The sequence below is a fragment of the Streptomyces sp. NBC_00376 genome, assembly GCF_036077095.1.
GTDB lineage: Bacteria > Actinomycetota > Actinomycetes > Streptomycetales > Streptomycetaceae > Streptomyces.
Map to the genome: position 1 here is coordinate 3,177,768 of NZ_CP107960.1, position 15,580 is coordinate 3,193,347.

The following is a 15,580-nucleotide window of genomic DNA, read 5'->3' on the forward strand; positions in this document are numbered from 1 at the left end:
TCAGGGCCGAATGGCCGTCAGAACTGCAGACCCCAGGAGTTGATCTTCCCGGTGTCCGCCGCCGCGTTGTCGGCGACCCGCAGCTTCCAGGTGCCGTTGGCCACCTCCGACGAGGCGTTCACGGAGTAGGTGGTGATCACGTTGTCCGCGCTGCCACCGGTCCCGAAGGCCTTCAGGTTGTAGACCGAACCGTCGGGCGCGACGAGGTCGATCTTCAGGTCGCCGCTGTAGGTGTGCGTGATGTTCACGGGCACGCTCAGCGTGGCCGGCGCGTTGCCGGTGACACCGGTGACGGTGATCGGCGACTCGACGGTGGAGTTGTCGGCGATGGTGTAGCTCGTCGTGCTCTCGAACTTCTTGCCCGGCGGCGTGGTGGTGCCGCTGCCGACGTTCAGCAGCCGGTTCGGCGAGCCCGTACCGGGGCTGGTCACCACTCCGGTGCTGGCCGCGGCGACCAGTCCGGCGGAGACCTGTGCCGGGCTGTCGCTCGGGTGGTCGGCCAGGTAGAGGGCCGCGGCACCCGCGACGTGCGGCGTCGCCATCGACGTACCGGAGATCGTGTTGGTGGCGGTGTCTCCGGTGTTCCAGGCCGAGGTGATCGACGAGCCGGGGCCGAAGATGTCCAGCACGCTGCCGTAGTTGGAGAAGCTGGAGCGGGCGTCGGTGCTGGTGGTGGAGCCGACCGTGATGGCCTCGGTGACCCGTGCCGGGGACTTCGTGGAGGCGTCGGTCGACTCGTTGCCCGCGGCGACGGCGTACGTGACGCCGGACGCGATGGACTTGCGTACGGCGGCGTCGAGCACCGAGTCCACCCCGCCGCCCAGGCTCATGTTGGCGACCGCGGGCTTGACGGCGTTCGCCGTCACCCAGTCGATGCCCGCGACGACCTGCTCGGTCGTGCCGGAGCCGCTGTCGTCGAGGACCCGGACGGAGACGATCTTCGCCTTCTTGGCGACGCCGTACGACGACCCGGCGACGGTGCCCGCCACGTGGGTGCCGTGACCGTAGCCGTCGTCCGCCGTGTTGTCGTCGTCGATGGCGTCGTAGCCGTACGAGGCCCGGCCGCCGAAGTCGGTGTGGGTGATCCGCACACCGGTGTCGATGATGTACGCGGTGACACCCTGGCCCCCGTTGTCGGGGTAGGTGTAACTCTGATTCAGCGGCAGGGACTTCTGGTCGATCCGGTCGAGGCCCCAGGAGGGCGGCGAGGGCTGGGTGCCGGTGACATGGAAGGTCCGGTTCTGCACGACGGACTCGACGGCCGGGTCGGCGGCGAACTTCTTCGCCTGGCTCTCCGAGAGCTCCACCGCGTAGCCGTTGACGGCGGTGCGGTAGGTCCTCTTGATCTCGGCGCCGTACTCCTTGGCGAGCGCCCTGCCCTTCGCGGAACCCGCGTCGGCCGCCGATTCGTCGAGCGTGACGATGTAGCTGCCGCTGATGGTGCCCGGGGCACCCGCGTTCTGGATCCGGCCTTCGGGCGCCGGCTCGGACGCCGAGGCGGGGAACACCGCGGCGCCGGAGAGCGCGAGGGCCGCACCGGCCATGACACTCGCCGCGGCGAGTCTTCGGCGCGCGTGGGGGGTGTGACGCGTCACTGACATGTGGGGGGTCCTCCTCGATCGAGGTGCACTGGTGGGGGGCGCGTGCTGTCGGACGGAGACAGTGCACAGCATGGGCATGACAAACATCTGTTGTTGGTACCGCACTGCCCAAGTCCCTGCCGACAGCGAAAGATTGACCGATTCTTGGGAATCGCACAAGGGTGCGCAGGGCTCTGCAATACCTTCGCCATCGGGCTGCCACGCGCCTGACATGCTGACCGGCATGCCCGCATACATCTGCCCGCAGGACGGCACCCGCGTCGACACCACCGCTCTCACCTGGTGCTGCCCGGTCTGCCGTGGCCCCTGGGACCTCGAATTCGAAGCCGCCGGCACGTTCTCGGTCAACTCCCTGACCGGACGCGTCAATTCACTGTGGCGTTACGAAGAGGTGCTGCCGCTCTCCTCGCCCACGACCACGCTCGGCGAGGGCCGCACCCCGCTCGTGCCGCTCACCGGCACGGTCTCGGCCAAGCTCGATTTCCTGATGCCGACGCTCTCCTTCAAGGACCGCGGCGCGGTGATGCTCGCCGAGCTGGCCCGCAGGCTGTCGCCCGAACGCGTCGTCGCGGACAGCAGCGGCAACGCCGGGACGGCGGTCGCCGCGTACTGCGCCCGCGCCGCGCTCCCCTGCACGGTGTACGTCCCCGAGGGCACGTCCCCGAAGAAGACCGAGCAGATCCGGGCCCACGGCGCCCGCCTGGAGATCGTTCCCGGTGACCGCGAGGCCACCGCGGCCGCCGCCCGTACCGCCGCCGACGTCCCCGGCACCTTCTACGCCTCGCACGTCTTCAACCCGTACTTCCTGCACGGCACGAAGACGTACGTGTACGAGCTGTGGGAGGACCTCGGCGGCCGTCTCCCGGACGCCATCGCCGTGCCCGTCGGCAACGGCACCCTTCTCCTCGGCGCGGCCCTGGCCACCGCCGAGCTCCACGCCCGGGGGCTGATCGACCGGCGACCGGCGCTGATCGCCGTACAGGCCGAAGCCGTCTCGCCGCTGGCCACCGCCTTCCGCGCGGGCGCCGACGGCCTGCTCCCCGCCGGCCTGCCCGGCGCCCCCGCCGCCACCCTCGCCGAGGGCATCGCCATCCCGCGTCCGCCGCGCGCACGGGCCATCCTGGCCGCGGTCAGGGAATCGGGCGGCACCTTCCTCACGGTGACCGAGGATCAGATCCGTGCCGCGCAGCTGGACCTGGCGGCACGCGGCCTCTACGTGGAGACGACGGGCGTCGCCTGCTGGGCCGCGGTCGGCGACTGGACCGACCGGAGCGTCGTCGTTCCGCTGTGCGGCGCGGGCCTCAAGACCGGCCTCGCGGGCTGACGAAGCGGACCCGCCGGGCGGCCCGACGGGGCGGACGGCCGGGCGGGCCCGGCGGGCCGGGCAGCCGGGCAGGGCGGGAACGGACCGGTCCGTCGCGGCACCGGCGCCCGCCGCCCCGTCAGCCGTTCACCCCGCGTGCCGCGCACCGCCGCGCGGCGCGCGCTTCCCTACCTTCGTACGGTGAGCCTCTCGCGCCTCGTTCTCCTCACGTCCCTCACGGCCCTGGTCGCGGGCGCACTGATCGCGCCGGCGGCTCCCGTCCCGTACGCGGCGCCTCCCGCCACGGCGGCGCCTCCCTCCGCGGCGGCCACCGCCTGCGGCCGGGACACCGATCCCGCCTGGGCGCCGACTTCCACCCGGTTCGGCGAGGCGGACGGCTACGACCCCTACACCGGCAACGGATACCTGGGCCACCGGGTGCCCGCGGCGGGCGCCGGATACGCGGCGTCGAACGAGAAGACCGGCTGGCCGCTGTTCACCCCGCGCTACGACGGCGCGTTCGTCTCCGGCCTGTTCGGGCGCGACAAGGATCTCGCCGCCGGCCGCGAGGTGGTCGCCGCACTGCCGAGCTGGACCGGTGTCGACGTGCGCGTCGGCGACGAGACCTACGGATCCGACACGCCTCCCGGCCGGATCTCGCACTACCGCCAGACGCTCTTCCTGCGCTGCGGACTGGTGCGTACATCGCTGCGGTGGACCGCGGCCGACGGCCGCGCGACCGACCTGACGTACGAAGTGCTCGCCGACCGGTCCGATGTGCACACGGGCGCCGTACGACTGCGCATGAAGCCGCACTGGAACGGCACCGCGACCGTCACCGGCCGGCTCGACCCGAGGGGCGCGCGCCGGATCGCCCTCGCCCCCGACGGTACGTTCCGCACCCTCGGCACCGGGACCGCGGGCGCGATCGTCCAGATGCTGCGCACCCGCGGGCCGGGGGCCGGAGCGCCGGTTGCGGCGCGGAGCACGCACCGGGTGCGCGCGGGGCGTACGTACACCTTCGAGAAGTACGTCGGCGTCGACACCGCGCTCACCTCCGCCGCCCCGCGCACCGCCGCCCGCGACGCCGCCCGGCGCGCGGCGCGGCGCGGCTGGTCCGGGGTGCTCACGGCGAACGCGGCGGCCTGGCGGCGGGCCTGGGCGGCCGACATCTCCGTACCGGGCAGTCCCGACCTCCAGAAATGGCTGCGGACGGCACAGTACGGACTGCTGGCCTCCACCCGGGCCGGGTCCCGCGACAGCATCGCGCCGGCCGGTCTGACCAGCGACAACTACGCCGGCATGGTGTTCTGGGACGCCGAGACCTGGATGTACCCGGGGCTGCTCGCCACCCGCCCCGAGCTGGCCCGCCCGGTCGTCGAGTACCGCTACCGCACCCGTGGCGCGGCCCGCGCCAACGCCCGGAAGCTGGGGTTCCAGGGCCTGTTCTACCCGTGGACGAGCGCGAGCAGGGGCGAGCTGTGGTCCGAGTGCCAGAGCTGGAACCCCCCGCACTGCATCACCCAGAACCACCTGCAGGGCGATGTGTCACTGGCCGTCTGGCAGTACTACCTGGCGACCGGGGACCGCGACTGGCTGGCCGGGCACGGCTGGCCGCTGCTCGCCGGGATCGCCGACTTCTGGGCTTCGCGGGCCACCGCCGACGACGACGGCAGCTACTCGGTGAAGGAGGTCGCGGGCCCCGACGAGTACAGCAACGGCGTCACCGACGGGGTCTTCACCAACGCGGTCGCCGCCACCGCCCTGCGCAACGCCACCCGCGCGGCGCAACTGCTCGGCCGCACCGCACCGGTCCGGTGGAAGCGGGTGGCGGACGGCCTGCGCATCCCGTACGACCCGGCGCGGGGGCTCTTCCTCCAGTACGCGGGGTACAACGGGTCGACGATCAAGCAGGCCGACACGGTGCTGCTGATCTACCCGCTGGAGTGGCCGATGGAGCCGGGCGCCGCCGCCGCCACGCTCGACTACTACGCGGCGCGCACCGACCCGGACGGCCCGGCCATGACCGACTCGGTCCACGCCATCGACGCGGCCACGATCGGGGAGCCCGGCTGTGCGACGTACACCTATCTCCAGCGCGCCGTACGCCCGTTCACGCGCGGTCCGTACGCCCTGTTCAGCGAGGCCCGGGGCACGAAGGCGGGCGCCCAGGACCCGCTGTCGGGCTTCCCCGCCGAGGACTTCCTCACCGGGAAGGGCGGGTTCCTCCAGGTCTTCACGCACGGCCTGACGGGGCTGCGGCTGCGGGAGGACGGGGTGCGTCTGGATCCGATGCTGCCGCCGCAGCTGGGCAGCGGTGTCACGCTGACGGGCCTGCGCTACCGGGGCCGTACGTACGACCTGGCGATCGGCCCCCGGACGACGATGGTCCGGCTGATCTCCGGCGACCCCTTCACCGTCGACTCCCCCGCCGGCCCCCGCACACTGAGCGGCACGCTCACTCTCCCCACCCGCCGCCCGGACCTCGCCGCGACCACCGACGCGGCCCGCTGCCGCCCGGTGACGGCGACATCGGAATCCCCCGGTCTGTACGCGGCGGCCGCGGTGGACGGCAGTCCGGCCACCGCCTGGTCCCCGGACGGCGCGAAGGGCGCGCTGACGGTGGACCTGGGGCGGGCGGGCGCGGTGACATCGGCCGTACCGGAGTGGGCGGACGTACGACCGTTCTCGTACCGCCTGGAGACGTCTTCCGACGGCACGCACTGGCAGCCGTACCGGGCGGGCGCGGTGGCCAGGTCGGTACGGCTGACGGTGGAGTCCGAGGACCCGCAGAAGCCCGCAGGTGTACGGGAGTTGAGGGTGACCCAGCCATGACCGCGAGGCTGTACGGGGGTCAGCCTCGGGCGCGGAGCCTGCTGCCGAAGCCGTAGTGGAGGCCGAGCAGCACACCGCCCACCGCCGCGACGATGCCCGTCGCCCGGCCCGAGCCGAGGGCCCCGGTGAGGACGACGGCCGCCGCGTACACGCTGGGCAGCCACCAGTTGAAGCCGGATCTCGCGGCCGGACGGCGTTCCATGTTTCCCCCTGGTCGACATCGGCATGCCGCACACGGTGCGGCGCAGCGCTGCCGATCATGCCATCCGGCCCCGCCCGGCGGAACGGCCTGCGGGAGGAGGAATGGCCCGCGGGAAGCGGACCGGCCGGGTCCGGCGCCGCGTGCGTGTCGGCGGCACCGGCGACGTACTCAGCGGGCGCCGTCGTGGCGAGGGCTGCTCAGGCTCGCGGCGAAACGGATTCCGGGGGGCGGGAGCGGCGACGACCTGCCCTGGAGGCTCGCGGCAAGGGTGCGGATGGCGGGGAGCCGCGCGAGCAGCGCCTGGCCGGGACAGTTGGTGGCGAAGCCGTCGCGGTGAGCGGAGATGGCGTCGAACTCGGCCGAAGTGCCCTTGGCGTAACGGCTCTTGCCGTTGGTGGAGGTGAGCCGCACCTTGCCTGCGGCGTCGACGCCGCCCAGGCCGAGCTTCCAGGCCGCGAGGGCCGCGATCGCGTGCTCCATGGCCGCCGGTACCTGCGTCCCCGGCCCGAAGGTGCCGATGGCCGCGATCCCCGTGGTGCCCTGGTTGAACCCGAGGGTGTGGGAGCCGACGACGGGGCGGTCCGCACCGCCGGCGCGGCCTTCGTAGATGGTGCCGCACTTGTCGACGAGGAAGTTGTAGCCGAGGTCGCCCCAACTCCGGTCACGGGTCTGGCCCGTGTACAGATTGCGCAGGGTACGGGGGACGTCGGCGCAGTCGTAGCCGTTGGGGGTGTCGGTGTGATGGATGAAGACCGCCCTGACCCCTGCCGCGTAGTGCGCATGGCGGTCGCGCCTGGTCTCGTCGGCCCGCCACTGCGCACGCGACACGATGGCCGGCCGGGGCACCAGGCGGGGCGGCACCATCGAAGCCGCCCCGAGAGCCGGGAACGGGCGCCCGATGCCGGCGACCGGCCCAGCGGTCGTTCCGGGCCGCCACACGGACGGGGCCCCTTCCGGAGCCGTGTCGCGAACGGCTCGGGCCTTCGTCACTCCGGCGGGTGCCACGAGGAGGGGAAGCGCCATCGGAACGGTGACCCACAGCGCTATTCGGTACAGACGCATTCGGTGCAGACGCACGGGAGAAAACCTTCTTCGTCTTTCGCCGGCATGCCGGCGGGAGCGCGTATGCCCACAGCCTCGCGGCGCCCGGCCCGCCGCGCGCGCCGGGTTAGTGCAGTCAGGCGAGCACGGCGACACGCAGCGAAGTGGGCCTCCGGCATGCAGATTTCATCCATGATCGGTCGATATCGGGGACGGTCGGGGCGAACGGATGGAGGCACGGTCGTGGGCACGGACGGACAGCGCGACGGGGACGCGGAACGGTTGCACTGCCTGGTCACCGGGGCGTCCGGGTACATCGGCGGGCGTCTGGTCCCGGAACTGCTGCGAGCGGGCCACCGGGTGCGGTGCCTGGCCCGCACCCCCCGCAAGCTCCGTGACCATCCCTGGGCGGGGGACGCCGAGACGGTGCGGGGCGACGTGACGGACGCGGGCTCGGTGGCCGCGGCCATGCAGGGGATCGACGTGGCGTACTACCTGGTGCACGCCCTCGGCACCGGTTCCTCCTTCGAGGACACCGACCGCCGGGCGGCCCGCGTCTTCGCCGAGCAGGCACACGCGGCCGGCGTACGGCGGATCGTCTATCTGGGCGGGCTCACCCCACCGGGCGTACCGACCGGGTCGCTCTCCCCGCATCTGCGCTCCCGGGCCGAGGTCGGCCGGATCTTCCTCGACGCACCGGTGCCCGCCACCGTGCTGCGGGCGGCGGTCGTCATCGGTTCGGGATCGGCGTCCTTCGAGATGCTGCGGTATCTGACCGAGCGGCTGCCGGTCATGGTCACCCCCAGCTGGGTGCACACCCGTACCCAGCCCATCGGGGTACGCGATGTGCTGCGCTATCTCGTCGGCTCGGCCACCATGCCGGACGACGTCGACCGGGCGTTCGACATCGGCGGGCCCGACGTCCTCACGTACCGGGAGATGATGTGCCGCTACGCCGCCGTCGCCGCACTGCCCCGGCGGCTCATCGTTCCGGTTCCGGTGCTCACGCCGCGGCTGTCCAGCCACTGGGTCGGTCTCGTCACCCCGGTGCCCGCCTCCCTGGCCCGGCCGTTGACGGAGTCACTGCGTCATGAGGTCGTCTGCCAGGAGCACGACATCGCCCGCTACGTGCCCGACCCGCCGGGCCTGCCGCTGCCGTTCGACGAGGCACTGGCGCTGGCACTGCGCCGGGTGCGTGAGGCCCAGGTCGCCACCCGCTGGTCCTCCGCGGCCCTGCCGGGAGCGCCCAGCGATCCGCTGCCCACGGACCCGGACTGGGCCGGGGGCAGCCTCTACCAGGACGAACGGCAGCTGCCGGTCGACGCGGACCGGACGGCCCTGTGGCGGGTGATCGAGGGAATCGGCGGCGACAACGGCTGGTACTCCTTTCCGCTCGCCTGGGCGGTCAGGGGGTGGCTGGACCGGTTCGTCGGCGGGGTGGGGCTGCGCCGTGGACGACGCGACGCCGAGCACCTGCGCGTCGGGGACTCGCTGGACTTCTGGCGGGTCGAGGAGATCGAGCCCGGACGGCTGCTTCGGCTGCGCGCGGAGATGAGGCTGCCGGGCCTCGCCTGGCTGGAGATGTACGCCGAGACCGGCTCCGACGGCCGCACCCGCTACCGGCAACGGGCGCTGTTCCACCCGCACGGCCTGCTGGGCCACGCCTACTGGTGGTCCGTCTCCCCCTTCCACGCCGTGGTCTTCGGCGGCATGGCCCGCAACATCACCCAGGCCGCCGCCAAGGGGCTGAGCGCACACCGGCGTTCACCGCACGCCGACCGCGCCCGGGGGCCCCGCCCCGGGCCATGAGCCCTCACCCGCCCGACGAGGGCAGCGAAGAAGGCGCACCGGGAGCCGCGGCGGCCCGCAGACGGAGCAGAACCGCCCCGACGACCTTGTCCTCGGGGCAGTAGCCGCACTGCTTGGAGTCCCGTGAGCCCGGCTTCTCCCCCAGGAGGACGAGCATGCCCGGCGGCACGTGCGTACCGGGGCACCGGACGGCCCAGTGCGGTACGGGCTCTCCGGCGACGGCGACGACGCGTTTGACGTACCACGAGTCGGGCGTGGTGTCCGCGGGGCCGTGCCAGCCGTGCTCGGGGTGGGGTGCGACGACGACGGCCACCCGGCCCGTGGCGACGCGGCGGGTGCCGCGGAGCACCAGGAGCCGGTCGCCGGGCATGAGCGTCGGCGACATGCTGTACCCGCGGACGGTCACGGCCAGCAGCCGCCGACGCGCCAGCCACAGGGCAGCGGCGAGGACGAGGAGTGCCCCGAGGGCGAGGAGCACCGGGACCGCGGCGCTCATCGGACGGTCTCTTCGTAGCCCTCGGCCTGTGTGGTGAAGAGCTCGGCGTACATGCCGCGGGCGGTCATGAGCTGCTCGTGGGTGCCTGTCTCGCGCACGGTTCCGTCGGCGATGACGACGATGGTGTCCGCGGCGCGGACGGTGTTGAGGCGGTGGGAGACGAGGATGCTCGTCGCGCCCTCGCGCAGTGCGGCGAGCCGGTCGTGGACGTGGCGTTCGGCGACGGCGTCGAGGCCGGTGCTGGGTTCGTCGAGGATCATGAGGTCCCGTTCGGAACGCATCAGGGCCCGTGCGAGCGCGAGGCGTTGCCACTGGCCGCCCGACAACTGCACGCCGGAGTTGGTCTCTTCGGTGTCGTCGGGGAAGAACATCCGGCTGAGCATGGTGTCGTACCCCTGCGGCAGGCCGGCGAGGGCGGTGTGGATGTCCGCGTCGGCGGCGGCGGCGTGGATGCGTCCGTGGTCGTGGAGGGAGCCGAGGTCGCCGAGGCCGATGTTCTCCCCGGCGGTGAGGTCGTACTCCATCGGATCCTGGAAGACCACACTGACGCGCCTGCGCAGCTGGTCCGCGGGGAGGTCCTTGAGGTCGATGCCGTCCCAGTGGATGCTGCCGCGCTGCGGATCGTAGAGGCGGCACAGCAGTTTGACGAGGGTGCTCTTGCCGGCCCCGTTGAGTCCGACGACGGCCAGGCTGGTGCCGTGCGCGATGGTCAGGCTGACTCCGCGCAGGATCCAGGGTCCGTCGTCGGCGTAGCGGAACCAGACGTCCCGTAGTTCGATCCCGCGGCTCAGTGGCGGTGGGGCGATCGGGGCGGGCGGGGCGGGGAGGTCGTCGCGGACCTGGGTGACATGCAGGTAGTGGCCGAACAGCAGGGCCGTCTGGTGGCTCTGGGCGATGGACCCGACCAGGCCGACGAGGGCCGTCTGCAGCCCGGCGAGGGCGGCGACCAGGAGGGACACGTCACCGGCGGTGAGGACGTGGGTGGCGGCCTGGTGCACGCCCCAGACGAGTGCGCCGGTGGAGACGGCCGCGCCGAGGGCGGCGAGGGCCGTCTCGTAGGTGACGAGGCGGCGGTCGAGGTGTTCCTCCTGCTGGTTGATGCTGTCGAGATCGGTACGCAGGCGCTGCGCGAAGTAGTCGCCGAGGCCGTAGAGGCGGATCTCCTTCGCCGCCTGGGTGTCGGTGAGGAGCCCCCGGTAGAAGATCTGGCGGCGGGCGAGGCTGCTGGTGCGCCAGAACATGTCGGCGCGGTGGCGGCTGTTGGCCAGGTGGGCGAAGAGGGCAGGCACGGCCGCGGCGACGAGTATCGCGGCCAGGGTGGGGCTGATGAGCAGGACGCTTCCCAGGAAGCCCACCAGGGTGAGGCCCCCCTGGGCGCCCTGGAGCACCGCACCGACGAGCCGTTCGGCGCCCTGGGCGCTCTGGATGGCGAGTTGGACCCGGTCGTGGAAGGCGGGCTGTTCGAGCCTGGACAGCCCGCTGAGCCGGTTGACGGCCGTGAGCAGGTCGCTCTGGGCCCGGGTGGAGGTGGCGCGGCGGATGCGGCCGTCGGCGTAGGAGGAGAGGGCCGAGGCGGCGGCGAGCAGGACGGTGAGCAGGCCGATGCCGACCGCGGCCCGGTTGAGGTCCGCGGCGCGGAAGCCGTCCGCGGCGAGGCTGTCGACCACGTACTTGAGCAGCCAGGAGGCGGCCACGGGGGCCGTGCCCGCGATGACGACGGTGGCGACCCGGACGGCGAGGGCCCCGGGGCAGGACCGCAGCGTGAGGGCGAGTACCGCGGTGAGACCCCGCAGGAACTCGGCCGGGCGGGAGGCGGGCTGCCCGCTCATGCGTCGAGGAGGTCGAGCGCGGTCAGGGACCCCTGGCCGATGCCGGTCTCGGTGACGGTCCCGTCGGCGTCGAGGAGGACGAAGCTCGGATGGTGGCGTACGCCGAAGGCGCGGGCGACGGGGCCGTTCGGCGGTTCGGTGGCGGTGAGTTCGGTGAGCGGTCCGACTGCTTCGAGCAGGGGGCCCGCGTCGGTGGGCCGTCCGTTGACGACGGCGACGAGACGCGCACCCGACGGGGTGTTCGCCTCGGCCCACCGCCGGATCCCGGGGAGGCTCTCCCGGGTGGGCCCGCAGTCGGGGCGGAGGAAGCAGATGAGGGCGGGGTGGCCTGCCAGGGCGGATTCGCCGACTTCGCCCCCGGCGGTGTGCAGGGTGAAGGCGGGGGCGCGCTCGCCCTCGCTCACGGCGAGGGCCGGAGGGCCCGAGGGCGTGGCGGCCGGGGCGGGGGCGGCCATAGTGGCCCGCCAGCGCTTGGTGACGGCGACGGTGAGGAGGGCGTTGACGAGGGTGACCGCGGCGAGAAGGGCGAGGCCGGTGATGGCGTGGCTCACTGCGTGATCGTCCTTTCGGCGTCGGCCGGGCGGGCGGCGAAGAAGGCGGCGAGGTCGTCGGTGAAGACGGCGAACAAGGTGAGGTAAATGGCGACCGCCCCTGCGAGCACCAGTGCGGGGGCGGTGAACGGGCCGGCCGTGCCCTGGGTGAGGGCGATGGTGCCGCCGAGGAGGGCGAGCACGGTGAGTGTGACGTTGCGGGCGACGTGCCAGGGGCCCATGGGCACCGTGGTCCTGCTGCCGAAGCAGGGGCAGCCGGCGGAGCTGCCGCGCCGCATGGTGGTGACGGCGACGGCGCTGAATCCCGCGCACAGGGCGGCGGCGACGGCCAGGCCCGCGGTGAGCGTCGGGGGCAGGGCGAGGAGCACGGCGGCGAGGAGCTCGGCCGCGGGCACCAGGACGGCGAGGGCCGGCCGGGCGGCGGCCGGCAGGTAGGGGAGGTCGCCCAGTGCCGTGGCGAATCGGCGGCGGTCGCGCAACTTGGCGAAGCCGGCCACGGCCAGCACGCAGATCAGGGTCAGGCGGCAGACGAGCAGCAGGTCGGACAAGGGTGACTCCGGGGGAATGGGTCCTGGGCCGGCGGACACGGGGCGGGCCGCGCACGGCCCGCCCCGTGGTGGTTCAGCAGTAGTCCCAGCTACCGCAGGTGATCTTGCACGTGGCGCCCGAGTAGCAGCAGCGGCGGCATCGCTGGGCGCTGGTGCTCCACTCGGTGTAGCAGTCCGGCGGGCAGCCTGCCTCAGCCACGGCCTTGGGCAGGATCCGCTCGATCAGACGGCCCGCACCGGCCTTGAGTGTGCGCATGGTTCTCCTCTTCCTGTGTGGATGGGATGTGCCGTACTCCACGGTGCGGCGGCGGTACGCGGACCGCGGCCGCACCGGGGTTCAGGAGGTCGCCGGTACCGGTTCGCGGCCGGCGGCCGAGGGAGCGACGACAACGCCGTCCTGGTAACTGAGGACCGTGGGGAAGGCGGGGACGCGCAGCGCGCGGAAGAGGGGTGAGGCCTCGGGCCCCGGTACCACCTCGTCGGCCGTCCCGGCGAGTTGGGCGGTCAGACTGCTCCCGCCGGCCTCGTCCCCGATCACCAGGGCCAGGACCCGCCCGCCCGCTGCCCGGACCCGGTCGGCCCGGTCGGCGAAGTCGGGGAGGCTGTCGGTGCAGGACGGGCAGTCGTGGGAGAAGACCCCCAGCAGCAGCTCGCCGGAACGGAAGCCGTCCTGGGTCACGGTCCGCCCGCTGAGCGCGATGGCGGTGAAGTCCGGTAGTCCGTCCCCGGGTTGTGGCCCTTCGGCTGCGAAGTCGCGGCGTCGGCTTACGACTTCGAGCTCCTGCCAGCGGCGCAGGATGACCATGAGCAGGACGAGGTTGAGCAGGGCGACGGCTCCGACGAGCACCAGACCGGCAATGACGTAAGGCAAGTTCGACCCCCTGGCGCGGTTGCACGGGTGAGCAGTGTGATACGTGGGGCCTGTCGGGAGGATGCCAAGACCTTGCCAGGACCATGACGGGCTGAGCATGATTGCCGCCATGCTTGCCACGGGGTCGCATTTTCGAGTGCTGGGCAAAGTTGAATGGACCGTCGACGGATGTCCCAAGGCCATCGGTCGACGCCGCGAGCGTCTGCTGCTGGGCTTACTTCTGCTGGAGATGGGCCGGCCGCTCCCGATGGACCGGTTGATCGACCTCCTGTCGGACGAGGAGGGACGGCCGCGGTCCCGGACCGATCTCTATGTGGACGTCTGCCGACTGCGGGCAAGCCTTCGCCGGGGCGGGTGCGACGGATCGGTGGGGCTGGTACGGAGCGGCTCGACGTACACCCTCACCGGCGATCCGCAGTTGGTGGACCTGCACCGTTTCACCCAGCTGGTCAACCGGGCCCAGCGGAGCACCGAGCCGCAGGAGGTCTCCCGGCTCGCCTCGGCCGCCCTGGCCGAATGGCGGGGCGCGTTACTGGAGGACGTCGCATCCGAGCGGACCCGCCAAGGCATCGGCACCGCTTTCGACGAACTGCTCATCTCGGCCCAACTGCTGCGTGTGGCAGCGGAGTTCAAACTGCGCAACTACTGGTCCCTGGCCGCGGAGCTCGCGCGCCTCACCCAGGAGTACCCGGAACACGAGATGCTCCTGGCCTTCCGTGCGGCCACACTCTACGAATGCGGCCGCCGCGCGGACGCGCTGCGCATACTGTCCTCGGCGCGAGCGGAGATGACCGCCCGGCTGGGCCTGGACCTGAGCCGCGAACTCCAGGATCTGCGCCAGGCGATCCTGCGGGACGGTCCGGTGGACCTCCGCATATTCCGAGGCGGTGCCCTGGACGCCGTGTGACGCGGCGATGCCGGGGCCCGGCGGCCCGGGTGTCCACGGACTGTGAGCCCGGCGACTCGAACCGGCTGAGCACCAGGCGGTCCATGGTCCCGGCGGCGAGCGCCAGGGCGATCACGGTCGGCGCGACGCTCAGCCGGATCACGGGTCGGGACCTGCGGGCGATGGCGGCGCCGAGACGGTACAGGGACACCGGCGACGCGGTCACCGACCTCCATGAGCACGAACCCCTCGCCGCCACCGGCACCACCCTGGCCCTCACCGGCCACCTCGACGAGGCCGCGCAGCACCTCGACGGCGCCCGCATCCTGGTGACCGGCCCCCTCGCGGAAGGCCTGCAGGCCCCGAACCTCGACCGCGAACGCGTCTACCGCGACGAGCGTTTCCCCGCCGACATGGAACTCCGCGCCGAAGTGGAACTCGACCTGGGCCGCCACCGCAACGCCGTCCCGTACCTCTGCTCCGTCCTCCACCGCCACCCGCTGAACGAGGGCTTCACCCGACTCCTCATGCTCGCCCTCTTCCGGGCCGACCGCGGCGCCGAAGCCCTCACCGTCTACGACACCTACCGCCGCCGGGTCGCCGCGGAACCCGGCACCGATCCCGGCCGCGCCCTGAAAGCGCTACAGGCCCGCATCCTCGCCCAGGGCCCGGAACCGGCAGCCGTCACCGCGGTACCGCTCACCCGGCCGGCACCCGGCCGGAACGGTTCTGCCGAGCGGTCATGAGTGCGCTTCTGGGGGCAGGTATCCGTCGGACCTGACGGACGAACAGTGGGCTCTGGTGGAGCCGCTACTACCGGCCGCGAGGGTGGGGCCGAAGGGTGGGCGGAGGGAGAAGCATCCACGGCGGCGGATCGTAGACGCGATCTTCTATGTCGTGCGGACCGGGTGCGCCTGGTGTCAGCTACCGAAGGACTTTGCGCCCTGGCCGACCGTGTACTGGTACTTCACGTGATGGCACGATGACGGGACCGTGGAGCGGCTGCACGACGCGCTGCGCGACCAGGTCCGAGTGGCCGACGGCCGCAGCGTCGAACCTAGCGCGGGGCTCATCGACTCGCAGTCCGTGCGCACGGCCGACACCGTCCCCGTTTCCACCAGAGGGTTTGACGCAGGCAAGAAGGTCAAAGGCCGCAAGCGGTTCATCGTCACCGACACGGTCGGCCTCCTGCTGGCGGTACACGTGGTTGCCGCGAGCGTCCAGGATCGTGACGGCACGAAACGCCCTCTGCTTTGGACCCGCCTCGACCATCCGGGCATCCAGAAGGTCTGGGCGGACCAGGGCGTCTCCGGACGGCTGGTCGATTGGAGCACTTCGATCCTCGGCCGCGAGCTGGAGATCGTCCGTAAAGCGCCTGACCAGCGAGGCTTTCAGGTCCAGCCCAAGCGCTGGGCCGTTGAGCGGACGTTCGCCTGGATGACCGCGCACCGGCGGCTTGCCCGTGACTACGAGGCCGATCCTGCCCGGTCCGAGACCATGATCCGGTGGGCGATGATCGGCATCATGGTCCGCCGGCTCACCCGAGGTTGCCCGGCCAAACGGCCAGGACCACGGCGTCTTCGGTGGACAGCCCCGTAGTAGACGACA

The 15,580-nt window shown here is 72.5% G+C and carries 14 protein-coding genes and 1 pseudogene; 6 read left to right on the forward strand and 9 right to left on the reverse strand.

Going from position 1 to position 15,580, the window contains the following annotated elements:
* Positions 1-17 precede the first annotated feature (17 nt).
* Positions 18-1,601: a S8 family peptidase gene (locus OG842_RS14040; RefSeq protein ID WP_266729938.1), complete on the reverse strand. Its 1,584-nt coding sequence runs from the start codon at positions 1,599-1,601 to the stop codon at positions 18-20.
* A 223-nt stretch (positions 1,602-1,824) separates the two neighbouring features.
* Here OG842_RS14040 and OG842_RS14045 point away from each other — a divergent pair, with 223 nt between their 5' ends.
* Both OG842_RS14045 and OG842_RS14050 read left to right on the forward strand, forming a co-directional pair.
* Positions 1,825-2,925 (forward strand): pyridoxal-phosphate dependent enzyme, encoded by a 1,101-nt coding sequence (locus OG842_RS14045; RefSeq protein ID WP_266729939.1) that lies wholly within the window; start codon positions 1,825-1,827, stop codon positions 2,923-2,925.
* A gap of 180 nt (positions 2,926-3,105) precedes the next feature.
* Positions 3,106-5,739 (forward strand): discoidin domain-containing protein, encoded by a 2,634-nt coding sequence (locus tag OG842_RS14050; protein WP_266729940.1) that lies wholly within the window; start codon positions 3,106-3,108, stop codon positions 5,737-5,739.
* Positions 5,740-5,758: 19 nt separating this feature from the next.
* On the opposite strand, the gene OG842_RS14055 is transcribed toward OG842_RS14050, so the two are convergent.
* Together OG842_RS14055 and OG842_RS14060 are read right to left on the reverse strand one after the other, a co-directional pair.
* Entirely contained in the window at positions 5,759-5,941 is a 183-nt protein-coding gene (locus OG842_RS14055; protein ID WP_266729941.1) for a hypothetical protein, read from the reverse strand.
* Positions 5,942-6,109: 168 nt separating this feature from the next.
* Positions 6,110-6,805: a peptidoglycan recognition protein family protein gene (locus OG842_RS14060; RefSeq protein WP_323185737.1), complete on the reverse strand. Its 696-nt coding sequence runs from the start codon at positions 6,803-6,805 to the stop codon at positions 6,110-6,112.
* 420 nt (positions 6,806-7,225) lie between these two features.
* Here OG842_RS14060 and OG842_RS14065 point away from each other — a divergent pair, with 420 nt between their 5' ends.
* A complete protein-coding gene (locus OG842_RS14065; RefSeq protein ID WP_266729942.1) occupies positions 7,226-8,791 on the forward strand; it encodes an SDR family oxidoreductase in 1,566 nt (521 codons plus the stop codon).
* A 4-nt stretch (positions 8,792-8,795) separates the two neighbouring features.
* Here OG842_RS14065 and OG842_RS14070 read toward each other — a convergent pair whose 3' ends face one another.
* The 6 genes from OG842_RS14070 to OG842_RS14095 all read right to left on the reverse strand — a co-directional run bounded on the left by OG842_RS14070 (position 8,796) and on the right by OG842_RS14095 (position 13,086).
* Positions 8,796-9,287 carry a S26 family signal peptidase gene (locus OG842_RS14070; RefSeq protein ID WP_266729943.1) on the reverse strand — a complete coding sequence of 164 codons (492 nt, stop codon included), beginning with the start codon at positions 9,285-9,287 and terminating at the stop codon, positions 8,796-8,798.
* Entirely contained in the window at positions 9,284-11,116 is a 1,833-nt protein-coding gene (locus OG842_RS14075; RefSeq protein WP_266729944.1) for an ABC transporter ATP-binding protein, read from the reverse strand. The genes OG842_RS14070 and OG842_RS14075 overlap by 4 nt, the downstream gene beginning before the upstream one ends.
* Positions 11,113-11,667, reverse strand: coding sequence for a TlpA family protein disulfide reductase (locus OG842_RS14080; protein ID WP_266729945.1), 555 nt, complete (start codon positions 11,665-11,667; stop codon positions 11,113-11,115). Before OG842_RS14080 ends, OG842_RS14075 begins: the two co-directional genes overlap by 4 nt.
* Complete coding sequence (locus OG842_RS14085; protein WP_266729946.1) at positions 11,664-12,215, reverse strand: MauE/DoxX family redox-associated membrane protein; 552 nt, start codon at positions 12,213-12,215, stop codon at positions 11,664-11,666. The genes OG842_RS14080 and OG842_RS14085 overlap by 4 nt, the downstream gene beginning before the upstream one ends.
* Before the next feature lie 73 nt (positions 12,216-12,288).
* Entirely contained in the window at positions 12,289-12,471 is a 183-nt protein-coding gene (locus OG842_RS14090; RefSeq protein ID WP_266729947.1) for a hypothetical protein, read from the reverse strand.
* Between the two features lie 81 nt (positions 12,472-12,552).
* A complete protein-coding gene (locus OG842_RS14095; RefSeq protein ID WP_266729948.1) occupies positions 12,553-13,086 on the reverse strand; it encodes a peroxiredoxin family protein in 534 nt (177 codons plus the stop codon).
* 136 nt (positions 13,087-13,222) lie between these two features.
* On the opposite strand from OG842_RS14095, the gene OG842_RS14100 reads away from it, so the two are divergent.
* The 3 genes and pseudogenes from OG842_RS14100 to OG842_RS14110 all read left to right on the forward strand — a co-directional run bounded on the left by OG842_RS14100 (position 13,223) and on the right by OG842_RS14110 (position 15,571).
* Positions 13,223-13,993 (forward strand): AfsR/SARP family transcriptional regulator, encoded by a 771-nt coding sequence (locus OG842_RS14100; protein WP_266729949.1) that lies wholly within the window; start codon positions 13,223-13,225, stop codon positions 13,991-13,993.
* A gap of 29 nt (positions 13,994-14,022) precedes the next feature.
* Positions 14,023-14,718 carry an AfsR/SARP family transcriptional regulator gene (locus tag OG842_RS14105; RefSeq protein ID WP_266729950.1) on the forward strand — a complete coding sequence of 232 codons (696 nt, stop codon included), beginning with the start codon at positions 14,023-14,025 and terminating at the stop codon, positions 14,716-14,718.
* Positions 14,702-15,571 (forward strand): annotated as a pseudogene (locus tag OG842_RS14110) (IS5 family transposase). The gene OG842_RS14105 and the pseudogene OG842_RS14110 overlap by 17 nt, the downstream one beginning before the upstream one ends.
* Positions 15,572-15,580 lie beyond the last annotated feature (9 nt).